The sequence below is a fragment of the Sphingopyxis fribergensis genome (assembly GCF_000803645.1).
Classification (GTDB): Bacteria; Pseudomonadota; Alphaproteobacteria; order Sphingomonadales; family Sphingomonadaceae; genus Sphingopyxis; species Sphingopyxis fribergensis.
The window spans coordinates 4,046,315-4,071,003 of sequence record NZ_CP009122.1; the positions used below are offsets into that span (position 1 = coordinate 4,046,315).

The following is a 24,689-nucleotide window of genomic DNA, read 5'->3' on the forward strand; positions in this document are numbered from 1 at the left end:
TCCTGCCTCCCCGGCAGTTCGCACTTTGGAAAGCTCTTCGGACTTCTTAACCCGATCTGCAATATCTACCACCCAATTCTTTATCGTTGGGCTGCGCGATACTAATTGCCAGCGTGGCGCTCAATCATGCTCCCTGCCACCAGCCCCCATATAAAGCTCGCTCCCCGTTTCCTTAAACAGCTCGCTCATCTCGGCCATGCCTGCCTCGACTTCGCTCGGCACAAGCTTTTCGGCTTCCTCGGCGGCGATGAAGTTTTCGGCGGGCTGGTTCTGCTTCGCCGCGAACTCGCGCACTTCCTGACTGATCTTCATCGAGCAGAATTTGGGGCCGCACATGCTGCAGAAATGGGCGGTCTTGGCGCCTTCGGCCGGCAAGGTCTGGTCGTGATATTGCTCCGCCGTGTCGGGGTCGAGCGACAGGTTGAACTGGTCGCGCCAGCGGAATTCGAAGCGGGCTTTCGATAGCGCGTCGTCGCGGACCTGCGCGGCGGGGTGGCCCTTGGCGAGGTCGGCGGCGTGGGCGGCGAGCTTGTAGGTGACGACGCCGACCTTCACATCGTCGCGGTCGGGCAGGCCCAGATGCTCCTTGGGCGTGACGTAGCAAAGCATCGCGGTGCCGTACCAGCCGATCTGCGCAGCGCCGATGCCGCTGGTGATATGGTCGTAGCCGGGCGCGATGTCGGTGGTGAGCGGCCCGAGGGTGTAGAAGGGCGCTTCGCCGCACGCCTCGAGCTGCTTTTCCATATTCTCCTTGATCTTGTGCATCGGGACGTGGCCCGGACCCTCGATCATCACCTGCACATCCTGCGCCCAGGCGCGCTTGGTGAGCTCGCCCAGCGTGTAGAGCTCGGCGAACTGCGCCTCGTCGTTCGCGTCGTAGATGCTGCCGGGGCGGAGGCCATCGCCAAGGCTGTAGGCGACGTCATAGGCCTTCATGATCTCGGTAATCTCGTCGAAGCGTTCGTAGAGGAAGCTTTCCTTGTGATGCGCGAGGCACCATTTCGCCATGATGCTGCCGCCGCGCGACACGATGCCGGTCATGCGCTTGGCCGCGAGGGGGACGTAGGGCAGGCGGACCCCGGCGTGGATGGTGAAATAGTCGACGCCCTGTTCGGCTTGCTCGATCAGCGTGTCGGCGAAGATTTCCCAGGTCAGATCCTCGGCGACGCCGCCGACCTTTTCGAGCGCCTGATAGATGGGGACGGTGCCGATCGGGACGGGCGAATTGCGGATGATCCATTCGCGCGTGTCGTGGATGTTGCGGCCGGTCGACAGGTCCATGACGGTGTCGGCGCCCCAGCGGATCGACCAGACCATCTTGTCGACCTCGGCCGCGACGTCGCTGGCGACCGCGCTGTTGCCGATATTGGCGTTGATCTTGACGAGGAAGTTGCGGCCGATCGCCATCGGCTCGCTTTCAGGGTGGTTGATGTTGCTGGGGATGATCGCGCGGCCGCGGGCGACCTCGTCGCGGACGAATTCGGGGGTGACATAATCGGGGATGCTGGCGCCGAAGCTTTCGCCGTCGCGCTTGTACTCGGACAGGCGGGCGCGGCCGAGATTTTCGCGCTCGGCGACATATTCCATCTCGGGCGTGATGATGCCGCGGCGGGCGTAGTGCATCTGGCTGACGTTCGCGCCGGGTTTGGCGCGGAGGACCTGGCGGCGGACGTTGGGGAAGGCGGGGACGCCGCCGCTGCGGTCCGGGCCGAGCTGGCCGTTATCCTCGGGCTTTACTTCGCGCTGGGTGACCTCCTGAACGTCGCCGCGATTGCGGATCCAGTCGGCGCGGATCTCGGGGAGGCCGGCGTTGATGTCGATCGTCGCATTGGCGTCGGTGTAGGGGCCGCTGGTGTCATAGACGCGGACGGGAGGCTCGCCCGAATGCGGGTCGAGGTCGATCTCGCGCATCGCGACGCGGATGCCGCTGCCGGTCTGCGTCGCGACATGGATCTTGCGGCTGCCGCGGATCGGGCCGGTGGTGACGCCGATTGGGGTTGCGGATTCGAACTTCGAGTCGATGTCGGCCATGTGCAGTCGCTCCATTTGTTCGGAGCGAGAAACGGATTTCCCCCATTTGGCTTTCGGGTGGAATACCGGCCCTCCCTCCGCCGGTATTAGCCGGATCAGGTTCAACGGGTCGCGGTTTATTCCGCTCTCAACCGGCCATCACAGACGCGGCTCCCCGGGGATGGGCGGACTATAGGGGGCGGTGGGTGCACTGTCCATTGATGATGGGGATGGGGCGGTGGTAAAAGGCGGCGAGGGAGAGATTTATGCGGATGATCGCGGCAACTTTGGCGCTCCTGCTCGTCGCGGCGAGCCCGGCGGCGACGGTCGACGATCTCGGCTGGCTCGCGGGCGATTGGGTGAGCGAGGCCGACGGGCGCTGGACCGACGAGGGCTGGGCGGCGCCGCGCGGCGGCATGATGATCGGGTATAGCCGGTCGGGGCGCGGCGATGTGCTGCGCGAGTTCGAGTTTTTGCGGATCGCGGCGGGGGAGGATGGCGGGCTCGCTTATCTGGCGCAACCGCAGGGGCGGGCGCCGGTGGCGTTTCCGCTGGTGCGGCATGACAAGGCCAGCGCGACCTTCGAGAATGCGGCGCATGATTATCCGCAGCGTATCGCCTATGCCCGCAGCGGCGACACGCTGACCGCGACGATCTCGGCGATCGATGGGTCGAAGCCGCGGACGTGGACCTATCGGCGGCGCTGATGGACAAGACGGGGCGATTGTTCGCGATCATCGACGGTCTGCGCCGGCGGCGGCGGCCGGTGACGGCGGAGGTGCTGGCCGAGGAGCAGGGCGTGTCGGTGCGCACGCTCTATCGCGACATCCAGGCGCTGATCGCGCTGGGCGCGCCGATCGAGGGGGCGGCGGGGGTCGGCTATATGCTGCGCCCCGGATTCTTCCTGCCGCCGCTGATGTTCACCGCCGACGAGCTGGAGGCGCTGGTGCTCGGCGCGCGCTGGGTCGAAGGGCGGCAGGACGGAGCACTGTCGCGCGCCGCGGGGGTGGCGCTCGCCAAGATCGCGGCGGCGAGCCCCGATCCGCTCAAGCAAAGGATCGACGAGGCGGGGCTGTGGCCGGTGAACAGCCGGTGGCGCGAGAGCAATGCGCCGTTGCTGGCAACGGTGCGCGATGCGATGCGCGCCGAAAAGACGCTGCACATCGACTATGCCGATGAGAGGGGCGCGGCGAGCGAACGCGCGATCTGGCCCGCGGCGCTCGCCTATTATGAGGAAAAGCAGATCATCGCGGCCTGGTGCCTGTTGCGCCAGGATTTCCGCAGCTTTCGCATCGACCGGATCGCGGCGGCGCGGATCGGCGACGAAGGCTTCGGGCGGCGGCGCGCGGTGCTGATGGCCGATTGGTGGCGGCATAGCGGACTGGACGCCGCCTCCTGACATGATCTGTCAGGAGGGTGGGCTAACCCGGGGTGAGGGCGCAGCGAGCGCCGCCAGACCGGAGAACAGAATATGCTCAAGACCTATCACGGCTCATGCCACTGCGGCGCCGTCAAGTTCGAGGCCGATATCGATCTCGATGCGGGGACGGGCAAATGCAATTGCTCGATCTGCACCAAGAAGCGCGGCTGGAACGCGCAGATCAAGCCCGAGGCGTTTCGCCTGCTGACCGATCCTGCGGCGCTGTCCGATTATCAATTCGGGTCGAACAGCGCGCATCATGTCTTTTGCAAGACGTGCGGGGTAGCGCCCTTCGGCCATGGCTATGTCGAAGAGATCGGCGGCGCTTATTATTCGGTTTCGGTCGCGAGCCTCGACGATCTGACGCCCGCCGAGATGACAGCATTGCCGGTGACGTACATGGACGGACGGAATGACAATTGGTGGAACCCGCCCGAGGTCACGTCTCACATGTGATCAGGCGCGGCGCGCGAGCCAGACGCCCGCGACCATCAGCGCGATACCGGCGATGCGCTTGGCGTCGACGGGAAAGCGCATCGCGCCGAACAGGCCGAAATGGTCGATCGTCGCGGCGCTGATCAGCTGGCCGACGAGCACGAAGAAGATCGCGTTGCCGACCCCGAAGCGCGGCGCGATGAAGGTCACTGCGATGACGTAGAAAGCGACGAACAATCCGCCAAGGTAGAATTGGGCCGGGATATCCGAGGTGAAGCGGATCTGCCCCACCGAGCCGGTCATCAGAGCACCCGCGGTGGCGATGAGGAATGCGAGGCCGAAGAGGATCATCGACGCCGCCATCGGGGCACCCAGCCGCGTGCCGAGCCCGCCGTTCAATGCGGCGAGGATCGGAATGCCGACCCCGGTCATGAGCATGATCGTCGCGAAAGTCGGGGCGTTGCTGGCGGTCATCGGTCGGGCTCCTTGGCAGCTTGCGCGGCACGATAGTCGAGGACAGGCAGCCCGCCGATCCCCCAATTTTCGAAATCGAGCTCGTCGATGTTGACGACGGTGGTCGCCGGATTCTTGGCGAGGACGCGCTGGAGCAATTCGGTTACGCCGGCGATCAGCTCGGCCTTTTGCTCGGGCGTCGCGCCTTCGCGGGTGATGCGGATATTGACGTAGGGCACGGGTTTCTCCTCAGGCGAAGGGGGTGGCGAATTCGATCCGGATACCACCGGGCATCGCACAGATGAAATGATGTGTCGTCGCGCCTTCGCGGATCGGCTCGGGGTCGAATTCGATGACGGCGCCGGGGTGCTGCTGCACGCGCGCGAAGACGGTGCGCAGCGTGTCCAGATCTGCGACGGCGAGCGCGAGATGGTGGAGGCCGATGTTGGCGCGGCGGTCGAACGGGGTCGCGCTCGCGGGATCGGCGACCTGCCATAGCGTCAGCAAGGTCGTGCCGTCGGAGACGAATATCGCAGGATAGTCGGGGCGTTCGGCGGCGACGGTGAAACCGAGGGCTTCGACGAAAAAGTCGCGCGCTTCGGCCACGTCGCGGACGGCGAGCCCGACGTGATGGGCGCCCCCAGTCAGGGATTTAGGGGTCAAAGCTGTCGTCATCGGTCTTCCTTATCTGCACGAAGCGCGGCGATTTCGGCGCGCAACTGGCCCAGTTCGTCCGCCATCGGGCGGATCGCGGCGGAAATTTCGGCCTCGGTGAAGCGCGGGGTGATATGCTGCGAGCAATTCCACTCCCAGCCGATGACATCGATGAAGAAGGCGCGCTCGGGCGTCGCGCGATAACCCTCGGGCATCAGCGCGGTGACCGCGGCGGGATCGTCGGCGAGTTCGACGCTTTGCGCATGACCGACGAGTTTCAGCCGCTCCTTGTTCGGATAGTCCATCAGGAACAAAGAGACGCGGTCGTTGCCCGCGAGGTTGGCGGTGCTGATATATTGCTTGTTGCCGCGAAAGTCGGCGAAGCCGATGCGGTTGCCGGCGATGTGCTTGAGGAACCCGGCGGGGCCGCCGCGATGCTGCACATAGGGCCAGCCCTCGGGATTGACGCTCGCCATATAGAAGCTGTCGCGTTCCTCGATGAAGGCGATTTCCTTCGGCGTCAGCGTGTCAGGGGTGCCGTCGGCGCCCGCGTCCATTTTGGCATAGGAGGCGCGCGAGCCATGCTGTTCCTGCAGCGCCTTCACCGCGTCGTCGAACAATGTGTGCCGATAATTTTGTGCCATCGGTCCGGTCCTCTTGCGAAAGGAAGCGAACGAAGGCCGCGAGGAGGGGCTGACCTTCGTTCGCCGGACCGGATGTAGGCCATTGCGCAGCTCGTGATAATGATGAAAGATCGAACAAGTTAATTCCGTCAAGTGGAATAATCATGGATCGGTTGCTCACGCTGGAAATGTTCGTCGCGGTGGCGAGCGAGGGCGGGTTCGCCGCGGCGGCGCGCAAGCTCGGCAGCTCGCCGCCCGCGGTAACGCGCGGGATTGCGGCGCTCGAGGCGCGACTGGGGACGAGCCTGTTCCACCGTTCGACGCGCGCGGTCGCGCTCACCGATGCGGGGGCGGCGTTTCTGGAGCAGGCGCGGCGGATCCTTGCCGACCTTGCGGGTGCCGAGCGTGCGCTGCGCGGCGCCGAGGCCGAGCCGCGCGGGCAGCTGTACCTGACCGCGCCGGTGATGTTCGGGCGGCTGCATGTGCTGCCGGTGGTGGGCGCGCTGATGGCGCAGCACCGCGATCTGGCGGTGCGCATGATGCTGATCGACCGCGATGTGCGCATCGTCGAGGAGGGGATCGACGTCGCGGTTCGCATCGGGCCGCTCGCCGATTCGGGATTGAAGGCGGTGCGGATCGGCTGGGTGCGGCAGATGCTGGTCGCGAGCCCCGCCTATCTGGCGCGGCGCGGGGCGCCGGTGCGCGTGGCCGATCTGGCGGGGCACGACCTGATCGCGGCGATGGGGCCGCGCGCGGCGGGCGAGTGGCAGTTCGTGTCGGGTCGCTGGCGGGTGGATCCGCGGCCGCGGCTGGTGCTCAACACGGTCGACGGCCTGCTCGCAGCGGCCGAGGCGGGATTGGGGATCGCCAATTTGCTGAGTTATCAGGTCATCAAGGCGGTCGATGCAGGGCGGCTGATTTCCTTGCTTGCCGCAGAACAACCGGCCGCGCTGCCGGTCCATCTGCTGTTCGAACCGTCGCGCGCGGGGTTGCCCGCGGTGCGGCTGTTTATTGCGGAAATGAAGGCGCGGATGCGGATGGCGGGGCTGGTTTGAGGGTTCGGGCATCGGCTTTGCGGTGGGAAGCGACATCCCCACATTGGAATGGAGCGACCGCTTTCGGTCGCCAGGATCAGGACGCCGCCGTGCGATTTTGCGCGTCGGCTTGTCGCGTGTCGTGTTAGGGTGGGGCCAAATTGGACAGAGGGGGAATTGATCCATGAAAAAATCGACGCGCGCGCTGCTTGGGCTGGTCCTGCTCGACCTGATCGTCGTCGCCGGCGCATGGTGGATGATCGACCGGACGCAAAGCGGCGCGTGGAACTCGAACGATCCGGCGGGCTCGATCACGATGGTGACGACGACCGCGGGCATGCTGGTCGGCGTTATCTCGGTCGTCCTGCTGTTCGCCTTCGTCACGCACCGCCGCGCGGGGAACTGATCGGTCCGCGGCTATTCGCTGCGATCGACGATCACGTCGCAATGCTCCTCGACCAGCGCGAAACGCTTGGCCTTCTCCGCCGCGGCGTCATAGCCGGTCGCATTGCCAACGCTTCATCTCGTCGAGGATCGGCTGGTGGTTCTTGACATAAAGCGCCCGAAAATAATCAGCCCTCCCGCCTGGGTCGCAGGGGCGGGAGGGCTGTGGTTCCGCCCCGGCGTGGTGGGCCGGAGCGGAGACGAAAATCCGGAAACTAACGCGCCGCGGCTTCGCGAACCTTCTGAACCGCGGGGAGCAACAGGCCGATCAGTATCTGCACCGGGTTCGAAGCGATGGTCATGCTGCCCTGCGCGGGCTGCGCCGACTGTGCCATCGCGGGGGTCGCCGACAAGGCGATGGTGAGGGCAAGCATGGGGGCAAGGATCGTCTTCTTGGTCATCGTCTTTTCCTTTTACATATGTTGATCTGGTTCGAATTGGGTTCGGGCCGTTCCCGATGACCTGCTTATGCCGCACGGTCGCACGGCCGGCCGTGATCGCCATCACTCGCGCGAAGAAATTTCACAAATCACGGAAAAGAAAAGAAAGAAGCTTACACTTGGCGCTTGAGCCGGACCAGCGCGCTATCGAGCGCCTGCAGGAATGAAGAGCGATCGGCCTTCGAAAAGGGCGGCGGCCCGCCCATCCCGTCACTCATTCCCGAACGCAGGTCGGCCATGATCGCGCGCGTCGCGATCGCGGGGCCGATCGACGCCATGGTAAAGGGTTTGCCGTTGGGGCCGAGCACAGTCGCGCCCGCCTTCAGCGCGCGGTCGGCGAGCAATATGTCGGCGGTGACGACGACGCTCCGCGCCGTTGCCGCCTCGGCGATCCAGTCGTCAGCCGCGTCGAAGCCGTCCGAAACGACGATTCTGTCGATCAACGGATGCTCGGGCACGCGCAGCCGGCTGTTGCTCACGACCTTCACCGCCACCTCGTGCCGCCACGCGACGCGGTAAATCTCGTCCTTCACCGGGCAGGCGTCGGCATCGACAAGGATCTGGACAGGCGTGGACATAGACGAAAAAGGGTCAGCCGACCTCGACGCCTTTCCAGAATGCGATGCGATCCTTGATCGCCGCCGCCGCGTCCTTGGGGTCGGGGTAATACCAGGCGGCGTCCTGGTTCACCTGCTCACCGACGGCGACATGATGATAATGCGCAATGCCCTTCCACGGGCACAGGCTCGTCGTCATGCTGTCGGAAAGGACGGCCGGGTCAACGGCATCGCGCGGAAAATAATGATTGCCCTCGACGACCACCGTGTCTTCGCTGTCGGCGATCACCGCGCCGTTCCAACGTGCCTGCACCATCTTCGCTCCTGCCTTTCGCGCTTATTTCTTCATATTGTCGAGCCCGGCGACAACGCCGACCTTGGTCGACGGATTGCTCGCATTGGGCTTCTTGGGCTTTTCGGCCTTGGGTTTGCGGACTTCGCGGCTCGATTTCTTCTGGCTCTTGGCCATGGTCAATACCTTGAAAGGGCGGCGAACGCCTGTGTCCGCCGGGGACAGCCTACGCGCTTTGCCGCTCCGCGTCGCCTGTTATCCCGCCAGCCCGTCCCACACCAGCTTGGCGCCGAGCAGCACCATCAACAAATAGATAAGGACATAGAAGCGCGCGCCGTCGATCCGTTTGAGCCAGCGTACGGTGAGCAAGGTCGAGACGATCGCCAGCGGCATCAGCAGCAGCGCGGCGACGAGCACCTCGTGCGGGAAGGCGCCGAGCGCGATATAGGCAGGAACCTTCATCCAATTGATCGCCGCGAACAGGATCGAGCTTGTGCCGACGAAGACGAGATGCGGCAGGCGGCGCGGCGTCACCCACATCTGGAACGGCGGCCCGCCGGCGTGCGCGATCTGGCTGGTGAACCCCGTCGCCACGCCAAACAGGCTGCCGACCCAGCCCGGCGAAGTCGACGCCGCGACGACGCGCCCGCCGCGTTCGACCCATAGGCGATAGAGGCCGAACGCCAGCGTAATCGCCCCCAGCGCCGCCATCAGCTTCGCCTCGTCAACGCGCTCGGCATAAAAATAACCCGCCGCAATCCCGACCGCCGCGCCGGGGAGCATCCAGGCAATCACCCAGCCGTCCCACGTCTTGCGGAACGACCAGACGCTGACGACGTCCTGCACGATCAATATCGGGAGCAGCAGCGCGGCCGCGATCGTCGGCGGCAGCACGAGCGCGACGAGCGGGGTCGCGAGCGCCCCGACCCCCGACAAGCCGCCCTTGGCCAGCCCGAGCAGGACCACCGCGATGGCGAGCACGAGCAAGGTCAGCGGATCGGCGAGCAGACTCATTCGGCGGCAGCGCCGGGCGTTTCGGGCAACCGCCAGTCGATCGCGCCGCGCCCATGCGCCTCGAGAAACGCATTCGCCTGACTGAACGGCCGCGAGCCGAAGAATCCGTTATGCGCCGACAAGGGCGAGGGATGCGGCGCACGCAGGATCAGGTGCGGGCTGCCGACCCCCAGCCCGCCCTCTTTCAGCCCCGCGACATTCGCCGCCTTCTTCTGCGCATGACTGCCCCACAGGATGAAGACCTTTGGCGCCGGATCGGCGGCGACCGCCGCGACGACCGCGTCGGTGAACTTCTCCCACCCCTTGCCCTGATGCGACGCTGCCTGCCCCGCCTCGACGGTCAGGCAATTGTTGAGCAAGAGCACGCCCTGCTCGGCCCAGGATTTGAGATATCCGTGCGACGCGCGCGATATGCCCAGGTCGCTCTGCATTTCCTTGTAGATATTGACGAGGCTTGGCGGCGTGCGAACCCCCGGCTGGACCGAAAAACACAGCCCATGCGCCTGCCCTGGTCCATGATAAGGATCCTGTCCCAAAATCACCACGCGCACATCTTGCGGCGGCGTCGCGTCGAGCGCAGCAAACCAGTCGCGCGCGCGCGGATAGATTGCCTTGCCCTTGTCGCGCTCGGCGCCAAGAAACGCCTTCAGCGCGGCCATATAGGGCTGCTCGAACTCGCCGCCGACGCGTGCGAGCCAGTCGGGATGCAATTTGACCTCGGCCATGCTGCGCGCTTCACCAGAGGCGCGCGGGCTTGTCCAGAGCTGTCGCCCGGCGAATGGCAGTTGGTAGTCGGCAATTTGCGCCGCACTTCCTACTTCGTCATCCCCGCGAAAGCGGGGACCCAGTAGCAACGTCAGCTCGCTGGGTCCCCGCTTTCGCGGGGATGACGATTATTAAGAACAGCAGCTCAACAACAACCGCATCTACTAAATCTTACCCCGCACGCTCAAAAAGAACCGACGCCCCAGATAATCATATTGCGTCCCGAACGCGGGCGCCTGGCCGATCACCGGCGGCGTCGCCGTCACCACCGTCGACACGCGCGGCGGCGGGGTATCGAACAGGTTCGCGACCCCCAAAGTGATCCGGAACCGCTCGGCGACATCGCGGCTCAGCGACAGCGAGTGATAGAAGGTGGCGGGCACGCTGACGTCGGGGCAGAACCGCCCGCCCGGCCGGAAGCTCGAGGTGCGGCACGCATCGCCGCCCTGCGCGCGGAGCAGGTCTTCCGCGTTCGACGCGGCGCCGGTGACGTCGAGCCCATAGAAAAGCGTCCAGCCGTCCTTCATCCAGCCGAGGCTGAAATCGCCGACCCATTTCGGATTGCCGATCTTGCCATTGTCGTCGACCTCGGTGCCGGGGAAGAGCGAAACCTTGTCCTTCACCTGCCACGTCATCTGCGCGCGGAACGCCAGCGACCCAAGATTGCCGAGGTCCTGATCGACCGCGATCGACAGGTCGACGCCGCGGTTACGCTGGCGGCTGATGTTGACATAACGGTCGGTCACCGTCGCAACGCTCTGCGCATCGGGCCCCGCGGCGGTGCGCATGAACAGGCCGCACAGCGGCTCGTCGGCGACCTCCGAATCATAACAGCCGCGCAGGATGTTGCCCGCGCCGAGCAGGGTGATCTCGTCCTTCACCTTGATGTCGAAATAATCGACCGCGAGCCGCGTCTTGAGCCCGCCCCACAGCGCGCCCGACAGGTCGGGGGTCAAGATCAGCGACACCGTCCTGGCGGTCGAGGTTTCGGGCTTGAGCTCGCCCAGGCCGCCGCCCGACACGATCGTCGCCGGACCGATGCCGCCCACGAAATTGGGCCCGATTCCGTCGGCGGCACAAGTGTCGAAGATGCGCTGGCTGATCGCCCCCGCCGCCAGACGTGCCGCGGTCTGGATGCACGGGTCGATCGCCGTCTGGCCGAGGAAACCCGTCTGGTCCTGCAGGAAGAGTTCGAACAGCGCGGGCGCCCGGAACGAAGTGCCCCAGGTGCCACGGAAACGCAGCCAGTCGGTCACCGCCCAGTCGGCGCCGACCTTCCACGTCGTGTCGCTGAACTTGTCCTGCACGCCATCGCGGCGCGTCGCCTCGACATGTGTGTAGCGCGCCGCGCCCGACAGCGTCAGCCGCTCGATCATCGGCACGCCTTCGAGCAAAGGCACTTCGAGCTCGCCGAAAAGCTCCTTCGACGCGGTGCGCCCCGCGGTGATGCCCGAGGTCGTGAAATTGGAAACATTGCCCGCCAGCGTCGCTTCGCCCGGCGTGTCGTTGATTTCGTCGCGGCGGATATTGGCGCCGAATGCCGCGCCCACCGGCCCCGCGGGCAGGGTAAACAATTTGCCTGTCAGCAACGCCTCGGCCGAGGTCTGTTTGAACAAGGTGCGGCCCGTCTCGCGGCCCATCAGGAAGGCGCGCTCTTGCGCCGTGAAGTCGCCGCTGAGGACGCGCGGGTCGGTGAAGTCGATGTCGATGCACTCCGCGCCGCGGATCGCGGTCGTCGTGCCGACGCACGAGCGCGTGCGCAAAGTCTGCGACGCGATCGCATCCTGATAGATGATATCCTGCGTATAGCTGGCGTCCGAGCGGCTGTGCTGGCCGCTCACATCCCATTTCCACCCGCCGCCAAATTCGCCGCGCAGTCCGAACAGGCCGCGATAATAATCGACGTCGGCTTCGCTTTCGGATTTCACCAGCACGCGCGGACGCAGGATCAGATTGCCGCCGAACTCGGTGTTGAGCGGATCGCCCATATCGTTGGGGTCGCAATTATACGCCGTCGGATCGCAGAGGAAAAAGGGCAGGAATGATGCGCCGGTGAATTGCTGAAGCTCGATCCGCTGGAAACCATTGTTATGCGACTTGCGGTTGCTGAACAGAAATTCGCCGTAAGCGGTGATGCCGCCCGTCACGTCATAGGCGCCCTCGACGAAGGCGCTGATCCGGCTGACGCCCGAGAAAACGTCCGAATCCTGTTCGACGGGTTCGAACTGGTTGAGCGCGCCGGTCGACGGACCGTCGAAATTGACCCCGAAGAAATCGTCGGGGCCGAACACGCCGATCGGGTTGTAGGCGTTGATCGGGATGCCCACGCCCGCAAATTCACTGCCATATTGGCCGGCGAAGATCGCCTGCCCGTTCGGCGCGATCAGCCCGGGGCCAAAGGTCGGAAAACCGTCCTGATCGACCCCCGAAAAATCGCTGAAGACGATCATGTTCGCCTGCGTGCTGCTGCACGCCGGGCGCCCGGTGCGGAAATCGACGATATCGGCGCGGCTGCCGTCGGCCTCGCGCTTCAGATATTCTTCGGAGCAGAAGAGGAAACCGCGGTCGCGGCGAGCAAGGTTCTGCTGGCGAAAATAATCGACCGTCGCGAAAAAGTGACCACGGTCGAATTTTTTGCCGAAGCTCGCATCGACGCCATAGCTCTCGCCGCCGCCATGTTCGGTGATCGACGAGAAGCCGCCGCCCTCGAACCCGTCGAGGTCGTCGCGGGTCAATATGTTGACCACGCCCGCGACCGCGTCGGAACCATAGATCGACGAGGCGCCGGTCTTGAGTATCTCGACCTGGCGCACCACCGACAGCGGCAAGACGTTGAGGTCGAACGGCGCAACCGCGCCGCGGATGCCCGCCGGCCCCGCGCGGCGGCCGTTGATCAGCACCAGCGTCCGCTCGGCGCCGAGCCCGCGCAGCGACACGCTTTGCACATCGTTGCCGCCACCCACGACAAAGCGGTTCGAAATCACCGAAGTGATCTGGATCGATCCCTGTGCTGCGGGCGTCGATTGCAATATGTCGGCGAGCTGGACCTGCCCCTGCAGCTTGGCCGTTTCGGGGTCGATGACCTGGATCGGGTCGGCGCTGGTAAATTCGCTCTTGGCGATGCGCGATCCGGTGACGATGATTTCGTCGCCGCTCTGCGCCGTCGCCGGAGTCGCCACCAGCGCAATCGCCGAGGCCGTTGTTGCCAGAAACACCTGGGTGCCCATTTTCATCATCTTTGTCCGATTTAGAAAGTTGATCTCGCCCCCCGGCGGGGCGGAAACTACGCGAAAAGGCGTTTCGATATGGTTTACGTTGCAGTAAGTTTTTGCGCCGCGTCACCCGCTTGTCGGGACGACACGCCGCGGCTAGGCACGCTTGTGAAAGGATCGAGCGATGAGCAAGGCGATTGGCGATACGTTGGGGCGGCTGGAGGCAGTCATCCACGACCGGCTCGCGGCGGGCGAAAGCGACACCTCCTACGTCGCCAGCCTAGCGGCGAAGGGCCGTGGTAAGATCGCGCAGAAGCTCGGCGAAGAAGCGGTCGAAGCCGTAATCGCCGCGGTCAGCGAGGATGATCCCGAACTGATCGGCGAGGCAAGCGACCTGATCTTCCACCTCTCGATCCTGATCGCCGAGCGCGGGCTGACGTGGGACATGATCGCCGCCGAACTCGACCGCCGCGACGGCACCTCGGGCCACGTCGAAAAAGCCAGCCGCCAGTAAGGACCTCTCCGATGCCGATCGACGCCACCCTCCCCTATGACGACAGCAACATCTTCGCGCGCATCCTGCGCGGCGAGCTGCCTTCGAAGACGGTCTATGAGGACGAATTCGCGCTCGCCTTCCACGATATCAACCCGCAAGCGCCGCTCCACATCCTCGTCATCCCCAAGGGCGCCTATGTCAGCTGGGACGACTTCTCCGAACGCGGCAGCGACGCCGAAATCGCGGGTTTCGTCCGCGCCGTCGGCCAGGTCGCGCGCGATCAGGGCCTCGTCGCGCCCGGCTACCGCCTGCTCGCCAACGTCGGCCTCGACAGCCATCAGGAGATCGCGCACCTTCACGTCCATATCTTCGCGGGACAAAAGCTCGGACCGATGCTCGCGCGCTGATGTTCGGGCGCAGTCTATGAAGGCGGTCACAGCAATTTCCCGAAACGCGATTAACCCTGTGCTATATGCGGCCACGGGTGGACTCTGTTCCCTGTTTCCAGCAGGATAGATGTTCGGACCGAAGGGGGAGCGGGTAATGGGTATGCGATGGCGCGCGCTGGCTACAGCATTGGCCGGCAAGGCAAAACTGGCGCTGATCCTGCCCCTCACCCTTGCGATGGCGGCCACCGCCGCCGACACCGTCCCACAGGTCACGCTCGCGACCCCCGGCAGCTCGGGCAGCGGCGACGGCACGATCACCCGCTTTACCTTGCGTTTCTCCGAAGACATGGTCCCGCTCGGTGATCCCCGCGCCCAGGCCCCTGCGACCAATGACTGCAAGCTCCCCGCGTCATCCCGCTGGGTCGACACGCGCACCTGGGTGCTCGAATTCGACAAACCGCTCCCCGGCGGGCTCGCCTGCCATGTCGAACTCCGCGATGGCCTGACCACCGCGCGCGGCGTGTCGGTCGTCGGCAACAGCCGCTTCGCGCTCGACACCGGCGGTCCCTCGGCACGCGCCGTGCTCGCGGGCGGCATCGGCGGCGATATCGAGGAAAACCAGATCTTCCTCGTCGCCACCAATGTCGCCGCCGATCGCGCCTCGGTCGGCCGCTACGGCTATTGCGCCGTCGACGGCATCGGCGAGAAGATCCCGCTCGACGTCCTGCCGCGCGAAACCGCGACCGAAATCCTGACCGGGCTGGGCGAGAATAACTGGTCGCGCCAGTCCTTCACCGAAGACGCCGGCCTGCCGCAGCGCTTCCCCGCCGCGGGCGCCGACCGCGATGCCGCGCTCGACCGCATCATCCCGGTCAAATGCCGCCGCCCGCTGCCCCCCGGGCGCGAGATGGCGCTCGTCTGGGACGCGCGCATTTCGCAAGCCGGCGTCCCCGGCCGCACCGCCGGCCGCGACCAGCGTTTCGACCATGACGTCCGCCCCGCCTTCACCGCCAAAATGTCGTGCAGCCGCGTCAATCTGCAGGCGGGCTGCAACCCGATCAAGGATGTCGTGCTGAGCTTCGCCTCGCCCGTCGCGCGCGAAACCATCCTTGCCGCGACGCTGAACACCGCCGACGGCAAGAAACTGGCGCCGAAAATCGCCGACGACGACCGCAACGACGCATGGCTCACGACCGTCCGCTTCACCGGCCCGCTGCCGCAGAATGTCGACGCGACGCTCGTTCTGCCCGCCGATGTCTCCGACCAGAGCGGCCGGCGCCTGCAGAACCAGTCGAATTTCCCGCTGAAATTCCACATCGACCGCGCTCCCCCGCTCGTCAAATTCGCCGCCGAATTCGGCATCCTCGAAGCCGGCGAGGGCGGCGTCCTTCCCGTCACCGTCCGCGGGGTCGAAAGCGCGCTCGTCCAGGCGAACCTCAAAATGCCCGCGACCGCGCTCCGGGTCGGCGACGACGATGCCGCGATCGCGCGCTGGCTTCGCCGCGTCGATGACGCCGACGACACCGACTATCGCGAGGAAAAGGACCGCAGCGGCAAAGAGGTCACGGTCAACTACACCGGCACCAAATCGGTGTTCGCGGGCGCGCCCTCGGGCGGCGAACGCCGCGACCTGCAACTCTCGCCTCCGGGCGGCGGCAAGCTATTCGAAGTTGTCGGCATCCCGCTCACCGAAAAGGGGTTCCACGTCGTCGAGATCGCCAGCCCCGAACTCGGCGCCGCCCTGCTCGGCCGCAAGACGACGCGCTACGTCGCGACCTCTGCGCTGGTCACCAACATGGCGGTGCATTTCAAATGGGGCCGCGAGGGGTCGCTGGCGTGGGTGACGTCGCTCGATTCCGGCCTTCCCGTTTCGGGCGCCGAAATCCGCGTCTCCGACAGCTGCACCGGGCGCCTGCTCGCGCGCGGCACCGCCGACAAGGCTGGCCGCCTCGCCTTTGCGGGCGGGCTGCCGCAGCCCGAAACCTATTCGAGCTGCGAAGAAAATCCCGACATGGCGAAAAGCGAGGGCCATGCCCTGATGGTCTCTGCCCGCGCCGGCGACGATTTCAGCTTCACCCTCACCGACTGGGGCGACGGCATCCGCCCCTATGACTTCGACCTCCCCTATGGCTGGTCCGAACGCAACGACATCCTCCACACCATCTTCGACCGCGCGCTCGTGAAGGCGGGCGAGACGGTGCATATGAAGCACCTGCTCCGCCGCCCGGTCGGCCTCGGCTTCCGCACCCCCGAACCGCTCGAGGGCAAGCTCCGTCTCGTCCACCGCGGTTCGGACACCGAATTTGAAATGCCCTTCAGCATCGCAGCGAACGGCAGCGGCGACAGCGTCTGGAACGTACCCGCCTCGGCGCCGATGGGCGATTATGAACTCGTCTTCGTCACCAAGGACAAGGACGGCGAAGACAAGACGATCTGGTCGAACCAGTCGGTGAAGGTCGACGAATATCGCCTGCCGACGATGAAGGCGACGGTCACAGGCCCGAAAACCGCGCTCGTGCGCCCTGCGGCGGTGCCTTTGTCGCTGTTCGTCGGTTATCTCTCGGGCGGTCCCGCGCCCAATATCCCGGTCGAGCTGCGCACCAATTTCCGCTCATCCTGGTCGCCGCCCGAAGATTATCGGGACTGGGATTTCGACGGCCAGCCCGTCAAGGAAGGCATCGTCCAGCTCGACGACAGCGGCGACACCCCCTCGGCCGACCTGCCGCTCGCGCGCTCGGTGCCGCTCAAACTCGACGCGAACGGCAGCGCGACGACCAATGTCACGGTCGACCAGCCGATCACCGAACCGACGCTGATGGCGGCCGAAATGGATTATCAGGATCCCAATGGCGAGACGCTGACCTCCAGCCGCCGCATCACCCTTTACCCCTCCGCCGTGCGCCTCGGGCTCAAGACCGACGGCTGGCTGATGCGCGACAACGACCTCAAACTCAATTTCATCGCGCTCGACCTCGATGGCAAGCCGATCCGCGGCCAGCGCGTGCAGGTCGCGCTCTACAATCGCGAAATCATCACCGCGCGGCGCCGCCTGATCGGCGGCTTCTATGCCTATGACAACCAGATGCGGACGACCAAGCTCGCCGCCAATTGCGCCGCGACGACCGACAAGCTCGGCCGCGCGAGCTGCGCGATGGCGCCGGGCATTTCGGGCGAAGTCACCGTCGTCGCAACGACGCTCGACGCCGACGGCAACGAAGCGCGCGCGGTCCGCTCGGTGTGGCTCGCGGGCGACGACGAATGGTGGTTCGGCGGCGACAATGGCGACCGCATGGACGTCATCGCCGAAAAGCCGCGCTATGCGGCGGGCGATACCGCGAGCTTCCAGGTCCGCATGCCGTTCCGCGAAGCGACCGCGCTCGTCACCGTCGAACGCGAGGGCGTGCTCTCCAGCTTCGTCGTGCCGCTCAAGGGCACCAACCCCGTCGTGAAGGTCAAGCTGCCCGCCACTTATGCGCCCGACGTCTATGTCTCGGTGATGGCGGTGCGCGGCCGCGTGACGGGGCAGGAAAGCTGGTTCCGCAAGATGAAGCGCGCGGTCGGTTTCAAGATCGAGAATAGCGAGGGCGCGCCGCCGACCGCGCTCGTCGATCTCGCCAAGCCCGCCTATCGCATGGGCATCGCGCGGATCAAGGTCGGCTGGGAAGGTCATCAGCTCGACGTCAAGGTGAAGGCCGACAAGGAGAAATATGCAGTCCGCGAAACCGCGAAAGTCGCGATCGAGGTCAAGACGCCCGGCGGCAAGGCGGCGCAGAATGCCGACGTCGCCTTCGCCGCGGTCGACGAAGCGTTACTCCAGCTCGCCCCCAACGAAAGCTGGGAGCTGATCGACGCCATGATGGGCGAACGCACGCTCGACGTCCTCACCTCGACCGCGCAGATGCAGGTCGTCGGCAAGCGCCACTATGGCCGCAAGGCGCTCGAACCCGGCGGCGGCGGCGGCGGCGACCTGTCGGGCCTGACGCGCGAGGATTTCCGTCCGGTCCTGCTGTGGAAAGGCAATGTCCCCCTTGACACCAAGGGCCGCGCCACCGTCGACGTGCCGCTGTCCGACAATCTGTCGGGCTTCCGCCTCGTCGCGATCGCGACCGACGGCTCGCAATTTTTCGGCACCGGCGAAACGAGTGTCCGCACCGTGCAGGATCTTGGCGTCTTCGCAGGGATGCCCGAACTCGTCCGCACCGGCGACACTTACGACGCGCGCTTCACGCTGCGCAACGGCACCGACAAGGCGATGGAGGTCATAGCGACCCCGACGCTGTCGCCCGCCGTCGCGACCGCGCCGCCGCTCACCGTCACCATCCCCGCGGGCGGCGCGGTGCCGATCAGCTGGTCGATGACCGCACCCGAGACGACCGGCCCGATCGAATGGACCGTCGAGGCGGCCCAAAAGGGCGGCAAGGCGCGCGACCGGCTCGTCTTTGCGCAGCAGGTCGAACCCGCGATCCCGGTCGAAACCTGGGCCGCCAGCCTCTTCCGCGTCGGCCCCGGCACCACCTTGCCGATCGCCATTCCGGCAGGCGCGCTGCCCGGCGGCTATGTCGATGTCGCGCTCGCGGGGACGCTGGCACCGCCACTGACGGGGGTGCGCGATTATATGAGCGCCTATCCGTACAACTGCTTCGAACAATCGACCTCGCGCGCGATCGCCCTCGGCGACCTCGGACGCTGGCAGGCGCTCGCGGGCGCGATGCCGACCTATCTCGATGACGACGGGCTGCTGCGTTACTGGCCCAACGAGCGGATGGAAGGGTCGATCGAGCTCACCGCCTATGTGATGAGCGTGACCGCAGCGAACGGCTTCGCGATCCCCGAGGCGTCGAAAGCGAAGATGGTCCAGGCGCTTCAAGCGGTCGTCGAAGGACGGCTGACGCGCAAAGGCCATGGCCCCTGGGATATTCGTCCCGTCCGCATCGCGGCGCTTGCGGCGCTCGCGCGCAACAATGCGTCGAGCGCGCAGTTGGTGTCGGCGATCGACGTCGCGCCGGTCGACATGACCACCGGCACGCTCGCCGACTGGCTCGTCGCGATTGAAAAAACGTCGGGCGTGCGGAACGCCCCCGCGCTGCGCACCGCAGCCGAGGCCGAGCTCCGCAAGCGTCTCGTTTATGAAGGCACGCGCCTCGATCTCGTCGACGACGCGCGCGCGCCCTGGTGGATGATGACCAGCGGCGACGAAATGGCGATCAAGGCGCTCGAAGCCATACTCGGGCGCAAGGGCTGGGAAGATGACGCGGGCAAGTTGATGGTCGGCGTCGCGCAGCGCCAGCGCAAGGGCCATTGGGACACTACCCCCGCCAACGCATGGGGCGCCGTCACCGTCCGCCGTTTCGCAAACCTCTATCCGGCGAGCGCGATCACCGGCGTCACCAATATCAGTCTGTCAGGCAGCTCCGCCTCGCAAAGCTGGCCGCTGCCCGCCGATCCCGTCTCGCCGCTGCGTGTCGCGCTGAACGCGGCGACGATGAGCCTCAAGCATGAAGGCACCGGCACGCCATGGGCCACCGTCAGCGTCAAGGCCGCCGTCCCGCTCAAGGAACCGCTGAACGTCGGCTACCGGATCAAGCGGTCGGTCAGCATCGTCAAGGCGGCGAACAAGGACCGGCTGACGCGCGGCGACGTGATCAAGATCCGGATTGAGGTCGTCGCGGCCGCGGGCCGGACGTGGGTGGTGATCAACGATCCGGTCGCGCCGGGCGCAACGATCGTCGGCAATCTCGGCGGCCAGTCCGAAATGTTTGGCCAACAGGCGGGCGGATCGGGCGCGCAGCCCAGCTATGTCGAGCGCGGCAAGGACAGCTGGCGCGGCTATTTCGGCTGGATGCCCGCGGGCACTCACGCGGTTGAATATGTCGTGTGCCTCAACGGCTCGGGCAAATTCACCCTGCCGCCGACGCGCGTCGAGGCGATGTATTCGCCCGCGATCCGCGGCCAATGGCCGAACGCCCCGCTGACGGTGGCGAGCGTCGGGCAGTGATGCCACTACGCTCTCCCTTTTTCCGTTCGTGTCGAGCGAAGTCGAGACATCCCAAAGGCCTGCACGACCGATGGGCATCTCGACTTCGCTCGATGCGAACGGGAAAAGCGGGTTTCGCTTCTCTATCCCTGTGCCCCTGCGAAGGCAGGGGCCCATCACCGATCGGTTCACGCTCGCACCGGCAGGAGATGGGCTCCTGCCTTCGCGGGAGCACGCGCTAATTTAGACAATGAATTTACCCTGCAAACGCCGCTGGCGTGACGCGCTGGCATGGCTCGCCCTCGCCCTGCTCATCCTCACAACCGCTGCGCATCTCGCGACGCGCCCGCCCGCGATGCCCGCATTCTCGGAAGTCCGCGCCGACTGGAAACCCAGCGAAGCCTGGCTCACCGACCGCGACGGCCAGTTGCTCGACAGCGAACGCGTCAATTTCGAACGCCGCCGTCTCGCATGGGTGCCGCTGAACGCCATCAGCCCTGCGGTCCGCACCGCCGTCGTGAAAGCCGAGGACCGCCGTTTCTGGTCGCACGGCGGCGTCGACTGGCTCGCGGTCGCCAGCGCCGTCCGGGCGCGCCTGACGATGGGGCGGGCCGGCGACCGGTCGCGCGGCGCCTCGACCCTCGCGATGCAGCTCGCCGCTTTCCTCGACCCCAGCCTCGCGCAGCCGGGAAAGCGCGACTGGCGTACCAAGCTGCGCCAAATGCGCGCGGGGCAGGCGCTCGCGGCGAACTGGTCGCACGAACAGATGCTCGAGGCTTATTTCAACCTCCTTCCCCTGCGCGGCGAGGCGCAGGGCATCGGCGCGGGCGCGCAAAGCCTGTTCGGCAAGAAGCCCGCCGACATGACCGGCACCGACGCCGCGCTCTTCGCCGGACTTCTCCCCAACCCCGCCGCCAGCGCCGAGGCGCTGTCCCGCCGTGCCTGCCGCGTCGCCCAAGCCAAGGACTGCACCGCGATCCGCGCCGCCGCCGCGACGCTCGTTTCCGGCGAATATGCCGCGCGCTTCGACCCCGGCCTCGCGCCGCACCTCGCCGTCCGCCTGCTCGACCAGCCCGGCAAGCGCGTCAAAACGACGATCGACCGCCGCATCCAGACCGCCGCGATCGTCGCGCTGCGCCGCCAGCTCGCGGGCCTCGGCGCGGACCGCGTCCGCGACGGCGCGGTCGTCGTCCTCGACAATGCCACCGGCGAAGTCCTCGCCTATGTCGGCGGCGTCGGCCTCAAATCGACCGCCGCGATGGTCGATGGCGCCAATGCGCGGCGGCAGGCGGGATCGACGCTGAAACCGCATCTTTACGCACAGGTGATCGAACATGGCTGGCTTACCGCCGCGTCGATCCTCGACGACAGCCCGGTCCAGCTAGACACCGCCTCGGGCCTCTATGTCCCCAAGAATTACGACCACAGCTTCAAGGGCCCGGTCAGCGTCCGCCACGCGCTCGCCTCGTCGCTCAACGTCCCTGCCGTGCGCGCGCTCATCATCGACGACGTCCAGCAATTCCGCGACCGCCTCTGGGCATTGGGCTACCATGGCCTCGTCGAAGACGGCGAATATTACGGCTTCAGCCTTGCACTTGGCTCCGCCGAAGTGTCGCTCGTAGAACAAGCTAACGCATTCAGAACATTTGCTAATATGGGAAGGTGGTCGCCCGTTTCATACCATATTACGCGGCACTTTCGACAACATCCGCCGCGCCAGATCGTGGGCCCCGCCGCCGCCTTCATCGTCGGCGACATCCTCGCCGACGCTTCCGCCCGCACCGACGCCTTCGGCGCCGACAGCGCGCTCCGCCTCCCCTTCTGGGCCGCCGCCAAGACCGGCACCTCCAAAGGCATGCGCGACAATTGGTGCATCGGCTTCACCGACCGCTTCACCGTCGCCGTCTGGGTCGGCAATCTCGAGGGCGATTCGATGCGCGCCGTCTCGGGCACCTCGGGCGCCGCGCCGGTGTGGCGCGACGTGATGCTCGCGCTCCACGCCGACCGCCCCGGCAAGCCACCGACGATGCCCGCCGGCGTCGAGGCGCGCCAGATCGTCCTCCCCGGCACCCGCGAACCCCCGCGCCGCGAATATTTCCTTCGCGGTACCGCGCAAAGTGAAATGGCCGCAGCCCCGCAAGCTGCACGCCGCCCGCGCATCACCAGCCCGGTCAGCGGCAGCGTCTATGCGCTCGACCCCGACATCCCGATCGACCGCCAGCGGCTCGCGGTGACGGTCAGCGGCTCGGTCGCCGGATACCGCCTGCTCCTCGACAAGAAGCCGCTTGGCGACGCCGACGCAGGTGCACAAATCCTGCCGCGCCCCGGCGTCCATATGCTCGCGCTAGTTGATCCAGGCGGCCGAATGATTGACCGCGTGCGCTTTACCGTACGGTAAAGCACCGCTGGTCCCCATTATATGCTGCATTGGCCCCATGAAATTAAGTTGCGCTGACGCGCGGAGCGGCTAGTCTGCCCCGCCATGAGACGGGCGGCAGTTCAGCCGCTCCCAAGGGGAAGATTATGCTATTTGACCGCGTAAAGTCGTTGGATGCCATTTTGGCGACAGCGGAAAAAAAGTCGCTTACGCGCACATTGGGCGCCTTTCAGCTCACCATGCTGGGGATTGGCGCCGTCATTGGGACCGGAATTTTCGTCCTGACCGCCGAAGCCGCGCAAAAGGCGGGCCCCGGCATGATGATCAGCTTCATCATTGCCGGTTTCGTCTGCGCCTTTGCCGCGCTCTGCTACGCCGAAATGGCCTCGATGGTCCCCGTCTCGGGTTCGGCCTATACCTATAGCTATGCCGTGATGGGGGAATTGATCGCCTGGATGGTCGGCTGGGCGCTGATCCTCGAATATGCCGTTGCGGCGGGCGCCGTTTCGGTGGGCTGGTCGGGCTATGTCGTCGGCCTGATCGAAAACGCCTTCAGCATAGATATACCGGCGACATGGGTTCTCGGGCCGTTCGACGGCGGCATGATCAACTTGCCGGCGATGTTTATTGCGGGCCTCGTCACCATGCTGCTCGTCATCGGCACGCGCGAATCGGCGACGGTCAATGCGTTCCTCGTGGTCATCAAGGTCGCGGCGTTGACGCTCTTCGTCGTCCTCGCGGTCCCCGTGATGAACATGGAGAATTTCGAGCCCTTCGCTCCGCTCGGCTTTGGCGGCATTGGCGCCGCGGCCGCCTCGATCTTCTTTGCTTATGTCGGCTTCGACGCCGTTTCGACGGCGGCCGAGGAAACCAAGAACCCGCAGCGCAACATGCCGATCGGCCTGATCGGCAGCCTTGCCATCTGCACCATCTTCTATCTGCTCGTTGCCGCCGGCGTGATCGGCTCGGTCGGCGCGCAACCGGTCGGGATCGATGCTGCGACCCAGCATGCGCTGGAACCCGGCAGCCGCGAACTCGCCGCGGCGTGCGCCGCGATGGGCGATCAGGCGGTCGTGTGTTCGAAGGAAGCGCTTGCCTGGACGATGCGTGAAATCGGATGGCCGCAGGTCGGCAACCTGATCGGCCTTGCGGCTGGCCTCGCGCTGCCATCGGTCATCCTGATGATGATGTTCGGCCAGACCCGCATCTTCTTCGTCATGAGCCGCGACGGCCTGCTTCCGAAAGCCTTCTCGAAGATCCACCCGAAGTTCAACACGCCGCACGTGATCACGATCATCACGGGCATTGCGGTCGCGCTGTTCGCCGCCTTTTTCCCTGTCGGGCAGTTGGCGAACATCTCGAACTCGGGCACGCTCTTCGCCTTTGCCGCGGTGTCGATCGCAGTGATGGTGATCCGCAAGACCGATCCCAGCCGCCATCGTCCGTTCAAGACGCCGCTGATCTATATCACGGCGCCGATTGCGATCCTTGGCTGCCTCTACCTCTTCTTCAACCTCGATCAGAAGAGCATCAACCTCTTCCTGATCTGGGCCGCCATCGGCCTCGTCGTCTACTTTGCCTACAGCCGCTCGCGCAGCCATGTGGGTCAGGGACATATCGAGGTGCATGAGGACGACGCGGACGCACCGCCGCCGCCGGTCCCCCCGGCTCCGTCGTTCCGCTGAGGGTTCGAAACGCAAAGGGAAAGGGGGCTTCGGCCCCCTTTCTTTTGACCAGCGTGTCGAGCAGGGCCGCGGCCGTTATCGACCGTTTGACGACTTTCCACTGAATATCTGGTAATAGCCATCACGGGCGGTCGGCATCAGTCGCGCGAAAATCGTGAGGGGCAGGCGAGATGGTGGAGAGTTATGGGGCACTGGTTGGCTGGGCACATCATGATGCAGGGGACCGCATCATGCTCCGGCTCGAAAGCGTACAATCTTCGGAAGCGGCCAAGAAGCACGACCCCGATTTGTTTCGTTTCCTTATGACCAAGCAGCAAGCGGCTATCCTGGGCAATTATCTGGTGCGGCTTTCCGGTCAGTCCCCGGCCGTTCCAAAAAAGCGGCGTTGGTTTCGCCGCTTCTTGGGCTGACGGAG

23 protein-coding genes and 1 riboswitch are annotated in these 24,689 nt (G+C 65.7%); of the genes, 11 read left to right on the forward strand and 12 right to left on the reverse strand.

Going from position 1 to position 24,689, the window contains the following annotated elements:
• Nucleotides 1-120 precede the first annotated feature (120 nt).
• The gene (thiC, locus tag SKP52_RS18910; RefSeq protein WP_039577452.1) at nt 121-2,031 is read right to left on the reverse strand and encodes a phosphomethylpyrimidine synthase ThiC; all 1,911 of its coding nucleotides are present in this window, start codon (nt 2,029-2,031) and stop codon (nt 121-123) included.
• Between the two features lie 55 nt (nt 2,032-2,086).
• Nucleotides 2,087-2,198: riboswitch (TPP riboswitch) on the reverse strand.
• Between the two features lie 78 nt (nt 2,199-2,276).
• Between thiC and SKP52_RS18915 the strand changes: the two genes are divergently transcribed.
• From SKP52_RS18915 to SKP52_RS18925, 3 genes are all read left to right on the forward strand, one after another.
• Nucleotides 2,277-2,717, forward strand: a complete 441-nt coding sequence (locus tag SKP52_RS18915; protein ID WP_052208561.1) for a DUF6265 family protein — start codon at nt 2,277-2,279, stop codon at nt 2,715-2,717.
• Entirely contained in the window at nt 2,717-3,409 is a 693-nt protein-coding gene (locus tag SKP52_RS18920) for a helix-turn-helix transcriptional regulator (protein WP_039581665.1), read from the forward strand. Before SKP52_RS18915 ends, SKP52_RS18920 begins: the two co-directional genes overlap by 1 nt.
• 72 nt (nt 3,410-3,481) lie before the next feature.
• Nucleotides 3,482-3,886, forward strand: a complete 405-nt coding sequence (locus tag SKP52_RS18925; protein WP_039577455.1) for a GFA family protein — start codon at nt 3,482-3,484, stop codon at nt 3,884-3,886.
• Here the strand turns inward: SKP52_RS18925 and SKP52_RS18930 are convergent, their stop codons facing one another.
• The 4 genes from SKP52_RS18930 to SKP52_RS18945 are packed head-to-tail and all read right to left on the reverse strand — an operon-like array spanning nt 3,887 to nt 5,616.
• On the reverse strand, nt 3,887-4,339 hold the full coding sequence (locus SKP52_RS18930; RefSeq protein WP_039577458.1) for a DMT family transporter: 453 nt from the start codon (nt 4,337-4,339) through the stop codon (nt 3,887-3,889).
• A complete protein-coding gene (locus tag SKP52_RS18935) occupies nt 4,336-4,557 on the reverse strand; it encodes a 2-hydroxymuconate tautomerase family protein (protein WP_039577461.1) in 222 nt (73 codons plus the stop codon). The genes SKP52_RS18930 and SKP52_RS18935 overlap by 4 nt, the downstream gene beginning before the upstream one ends.
• Nucleotides 4,558-4,567: 10 nt before the next feature.
• Nucleotides 4,568-4,993, reverse strand: a complete 426-nt coding sequence (locus tag SKP52_RS18940; RefSeq protein WP_039577464.1) for a VOC family protein — start codon at nt 4,991-4,993, stop codon at nt 4,568-4,570.
• Nucleotides 4,990-5,616, reverse strand: a complete 627-nt coding sequence (locus SKP52_RS18945; protein WP_052208563.1) for a pyridoxamine 5'-phosphate oxidase family protein — start codon at nt 5,614-5,616, stop codon at nt 4,990-4,992. Before SKP52_RS18945 ends, SKP52_RS18940 begins: the two co-directional genes overlap by 4 nt.
• Nucleotides 5,617-5,759: 143 nt before the next feature.
• Between SKP52_RS18945 and SKP52_RS18950 the strand changes: the two genes are divergently transcribed.
• Complete coding sequence (locus SKP52_RS18950; RefSeq protein ID WP_039577470.1) at nt 5,760-6,650, forward strand: LysR family transcriptional regulator; 891 nt, start codon at nt 5,760-5,762, stop codon at nt 6,648-6,650.
• A 163-nt stretch (nt 6,651-6,813) separates the two neighbouring features.
• Complete coding sequence (locus SKP52_RS18955; RefSeq protein WP_039577473.1) at nt 6,814-7,035, forward strand: hypothetical protein; 222 nt, start codon at nt 6,814-6,816, stop codon at nt 7,033-7,035.
• A gap of 253 nt (nt 7,036-7,288) precedes the next feature.
• Here SKP52_RS18955 and SKP52_RS18960 read toward each other — a convergent pair whose 3' ends face one another.
• The 7 genes from SKP52_RS18960 to SKP52_RS18985 all read right to left on the reverse strand — a co-directional run bounded on the left by SKP52_RS18960 (nt 7,289) and on the right by SKP52_RS18985 (nt 13,377).
• Complete coding sequence (locus SKP52_RS18960; RefSeq protein ID WP_039577475.1) at nt 7,289-7,474, reverse strand: hypothetical protein; 186 nt, start codon at nt 7,472-7,474, stop codon at nt 7,289-7,291.
• 152 nt (nt 7,475-7,626) lie between these two features.
• Entirely contained in the window at nt 7,627-8,091 is a 465-nt protein-coding gene (locus SKP52_RS18965) for a YaiI/YqxD family protein (RefSeq protein ID WP_039577477.1), read from the reverse strand.
• Between the two features lie 13 nt (nt 8,092-8,104).
• Nucleotides 8,105-8,386, reverse strand: a complete 282-nt coding sequence (locus SKP52_RS18970) for a DUF427 domain-containing protein (protein ID WP_039577479.1) — start codon at nt 8,384-8,386, stop codon at nt 8,105-8,107.
• Nucleotides 8,387-8,407: 21 nt separating this feature from the next.
• Nucleotides 8,408-8,539: a hypothetical protein gene (locus tag SKP52_RS27280; protein WP_267127974.1), complete on the reverse strand. Its 132-nt coding sequence runs from the start codon at nt 8,537-8,539 to the stop codon at nt 8,408-8,410.
• 78 nt (nt 8,540-8,617) lie between these two features.
• A complete protein-coding gene (locus SKP52_RS18975) occupies nt 8,618-9,376 on the reverse strand; it encodes a sulfite exporter TauE/SafE family protein (protein WP_052208565.1) in 759 nt (252 codons plus the stop codon).
• The gene (ung, locus tag SKP52_RS18980) at nt 9,373-10,101 is read right to left on the reverse strand and encodes a uracil-DNA glycosylase (protein ID WP_039577481.1); all 729 of its coding nucleotides are present in this window, start codon (nt 10,099-10,101) and stop codon (nt 9,373-9,375) included. The genes SKP52_RS18975 and ung overlap by 4 nt, the downstream gene beginning before the upstream one ends.
• Before the next feature lie 204 nt (nt 10,102-10,305).
• A complete protein-coding gene (locus SKP52_RS18985; RefSeq protein WP_052208567.1) occupies nt 10,306-13,377 on the reverse strand; it encodes a TonB-dependent receptor plug domain-containing protein in 3,072 nt (1,023 codons plus the stop codon).
• A 160-nt stretch (nt 13,378-13,537) separates the two neighbouring features.
• Between SKP52_RS18985 and SKP52_RS18990 the strand changes: the two genes are divergently transcribed.
• The 6 genes from SKP52_RS18990 (at nt 13,538) to SKP52_RS19015 (ending at nt 24,684) form a co-directional block, all read left to right on the forward strand.
• Entirely contained in the window at nt 13,538-13,867 is a 330-nt protein-coding gene (locus SKP52_RS18990) for a phosphoribosyl-ATP diphosphatase (RefSeq protein ID WP_039577483.1), read from the forward strand.
• Nucleotides 13,868-13,878: 11 nt separating this feature from the next.
• Nucleotides 13,879-14,256, forward strand: coding sequence for a histidine triad nucleotide-binding protein (locus SKP52_RS18995; protein WP_039577485.1), 378 nt, complete (start codon nt 13,879-13,881; stop codon nt 14,254-14,256).
• Between the two features lie 136 nt (nt 14,257-14,392).
• The gene (locus SKP52_RS19000; RefSeq protein ID WP_081997443.1) at nt 14,393-20,233 is read left to right on the forward strand and encodes an alpha-2-macroglobulin family protein; all 5,841 of its coding nucleotides are present in this window, start codon (nt 14,393-14,395) and stop codon (nt 20,231-20,233) included.
• A 229-nt stretch (nt 20,234-20,462) separates the two neighbouring features.
• The gene (gene pbpC / locus SKP52_RS19005; protein WP_039577490.1) at nt 20,463-22,610 is read left to right on the forward strand and encodes a penicillin-binding protein 1C; all 2,148 of its coding nucleotides are present in this window, start codon (nt 20,463-20,465) and stop codon (nt 22,608-22,610) included.
• A gap of 125 nt (nt 22,611-22,735) precedes the next feature.
• Nucleotides 22,736-24,274, forward strand: a complete 1,539-nt coding sequence (locus SKP52_RS19010; RefSeq protein WP_039577492.1) for an amino acid permease — start codon at nt 22,736-22,738, stop codon at nt 24,272-24,274.
• Between the two features lie 170 nt (nt 24,275-24,444).
• Nucleotides 24,445-24,684: a hypothetical protein gene (locus tag SKP52_RS19015; RefSeq protein ID WP_039577495.1), complete on the forward strand. Its 240-nt coding sequence runs from the start codon at nt 24,445-24,447 to the stop codon at nt 24,682-24,684.
• Nucleotides 24,685-24,689: the final 5 nt, after the last annotated feature.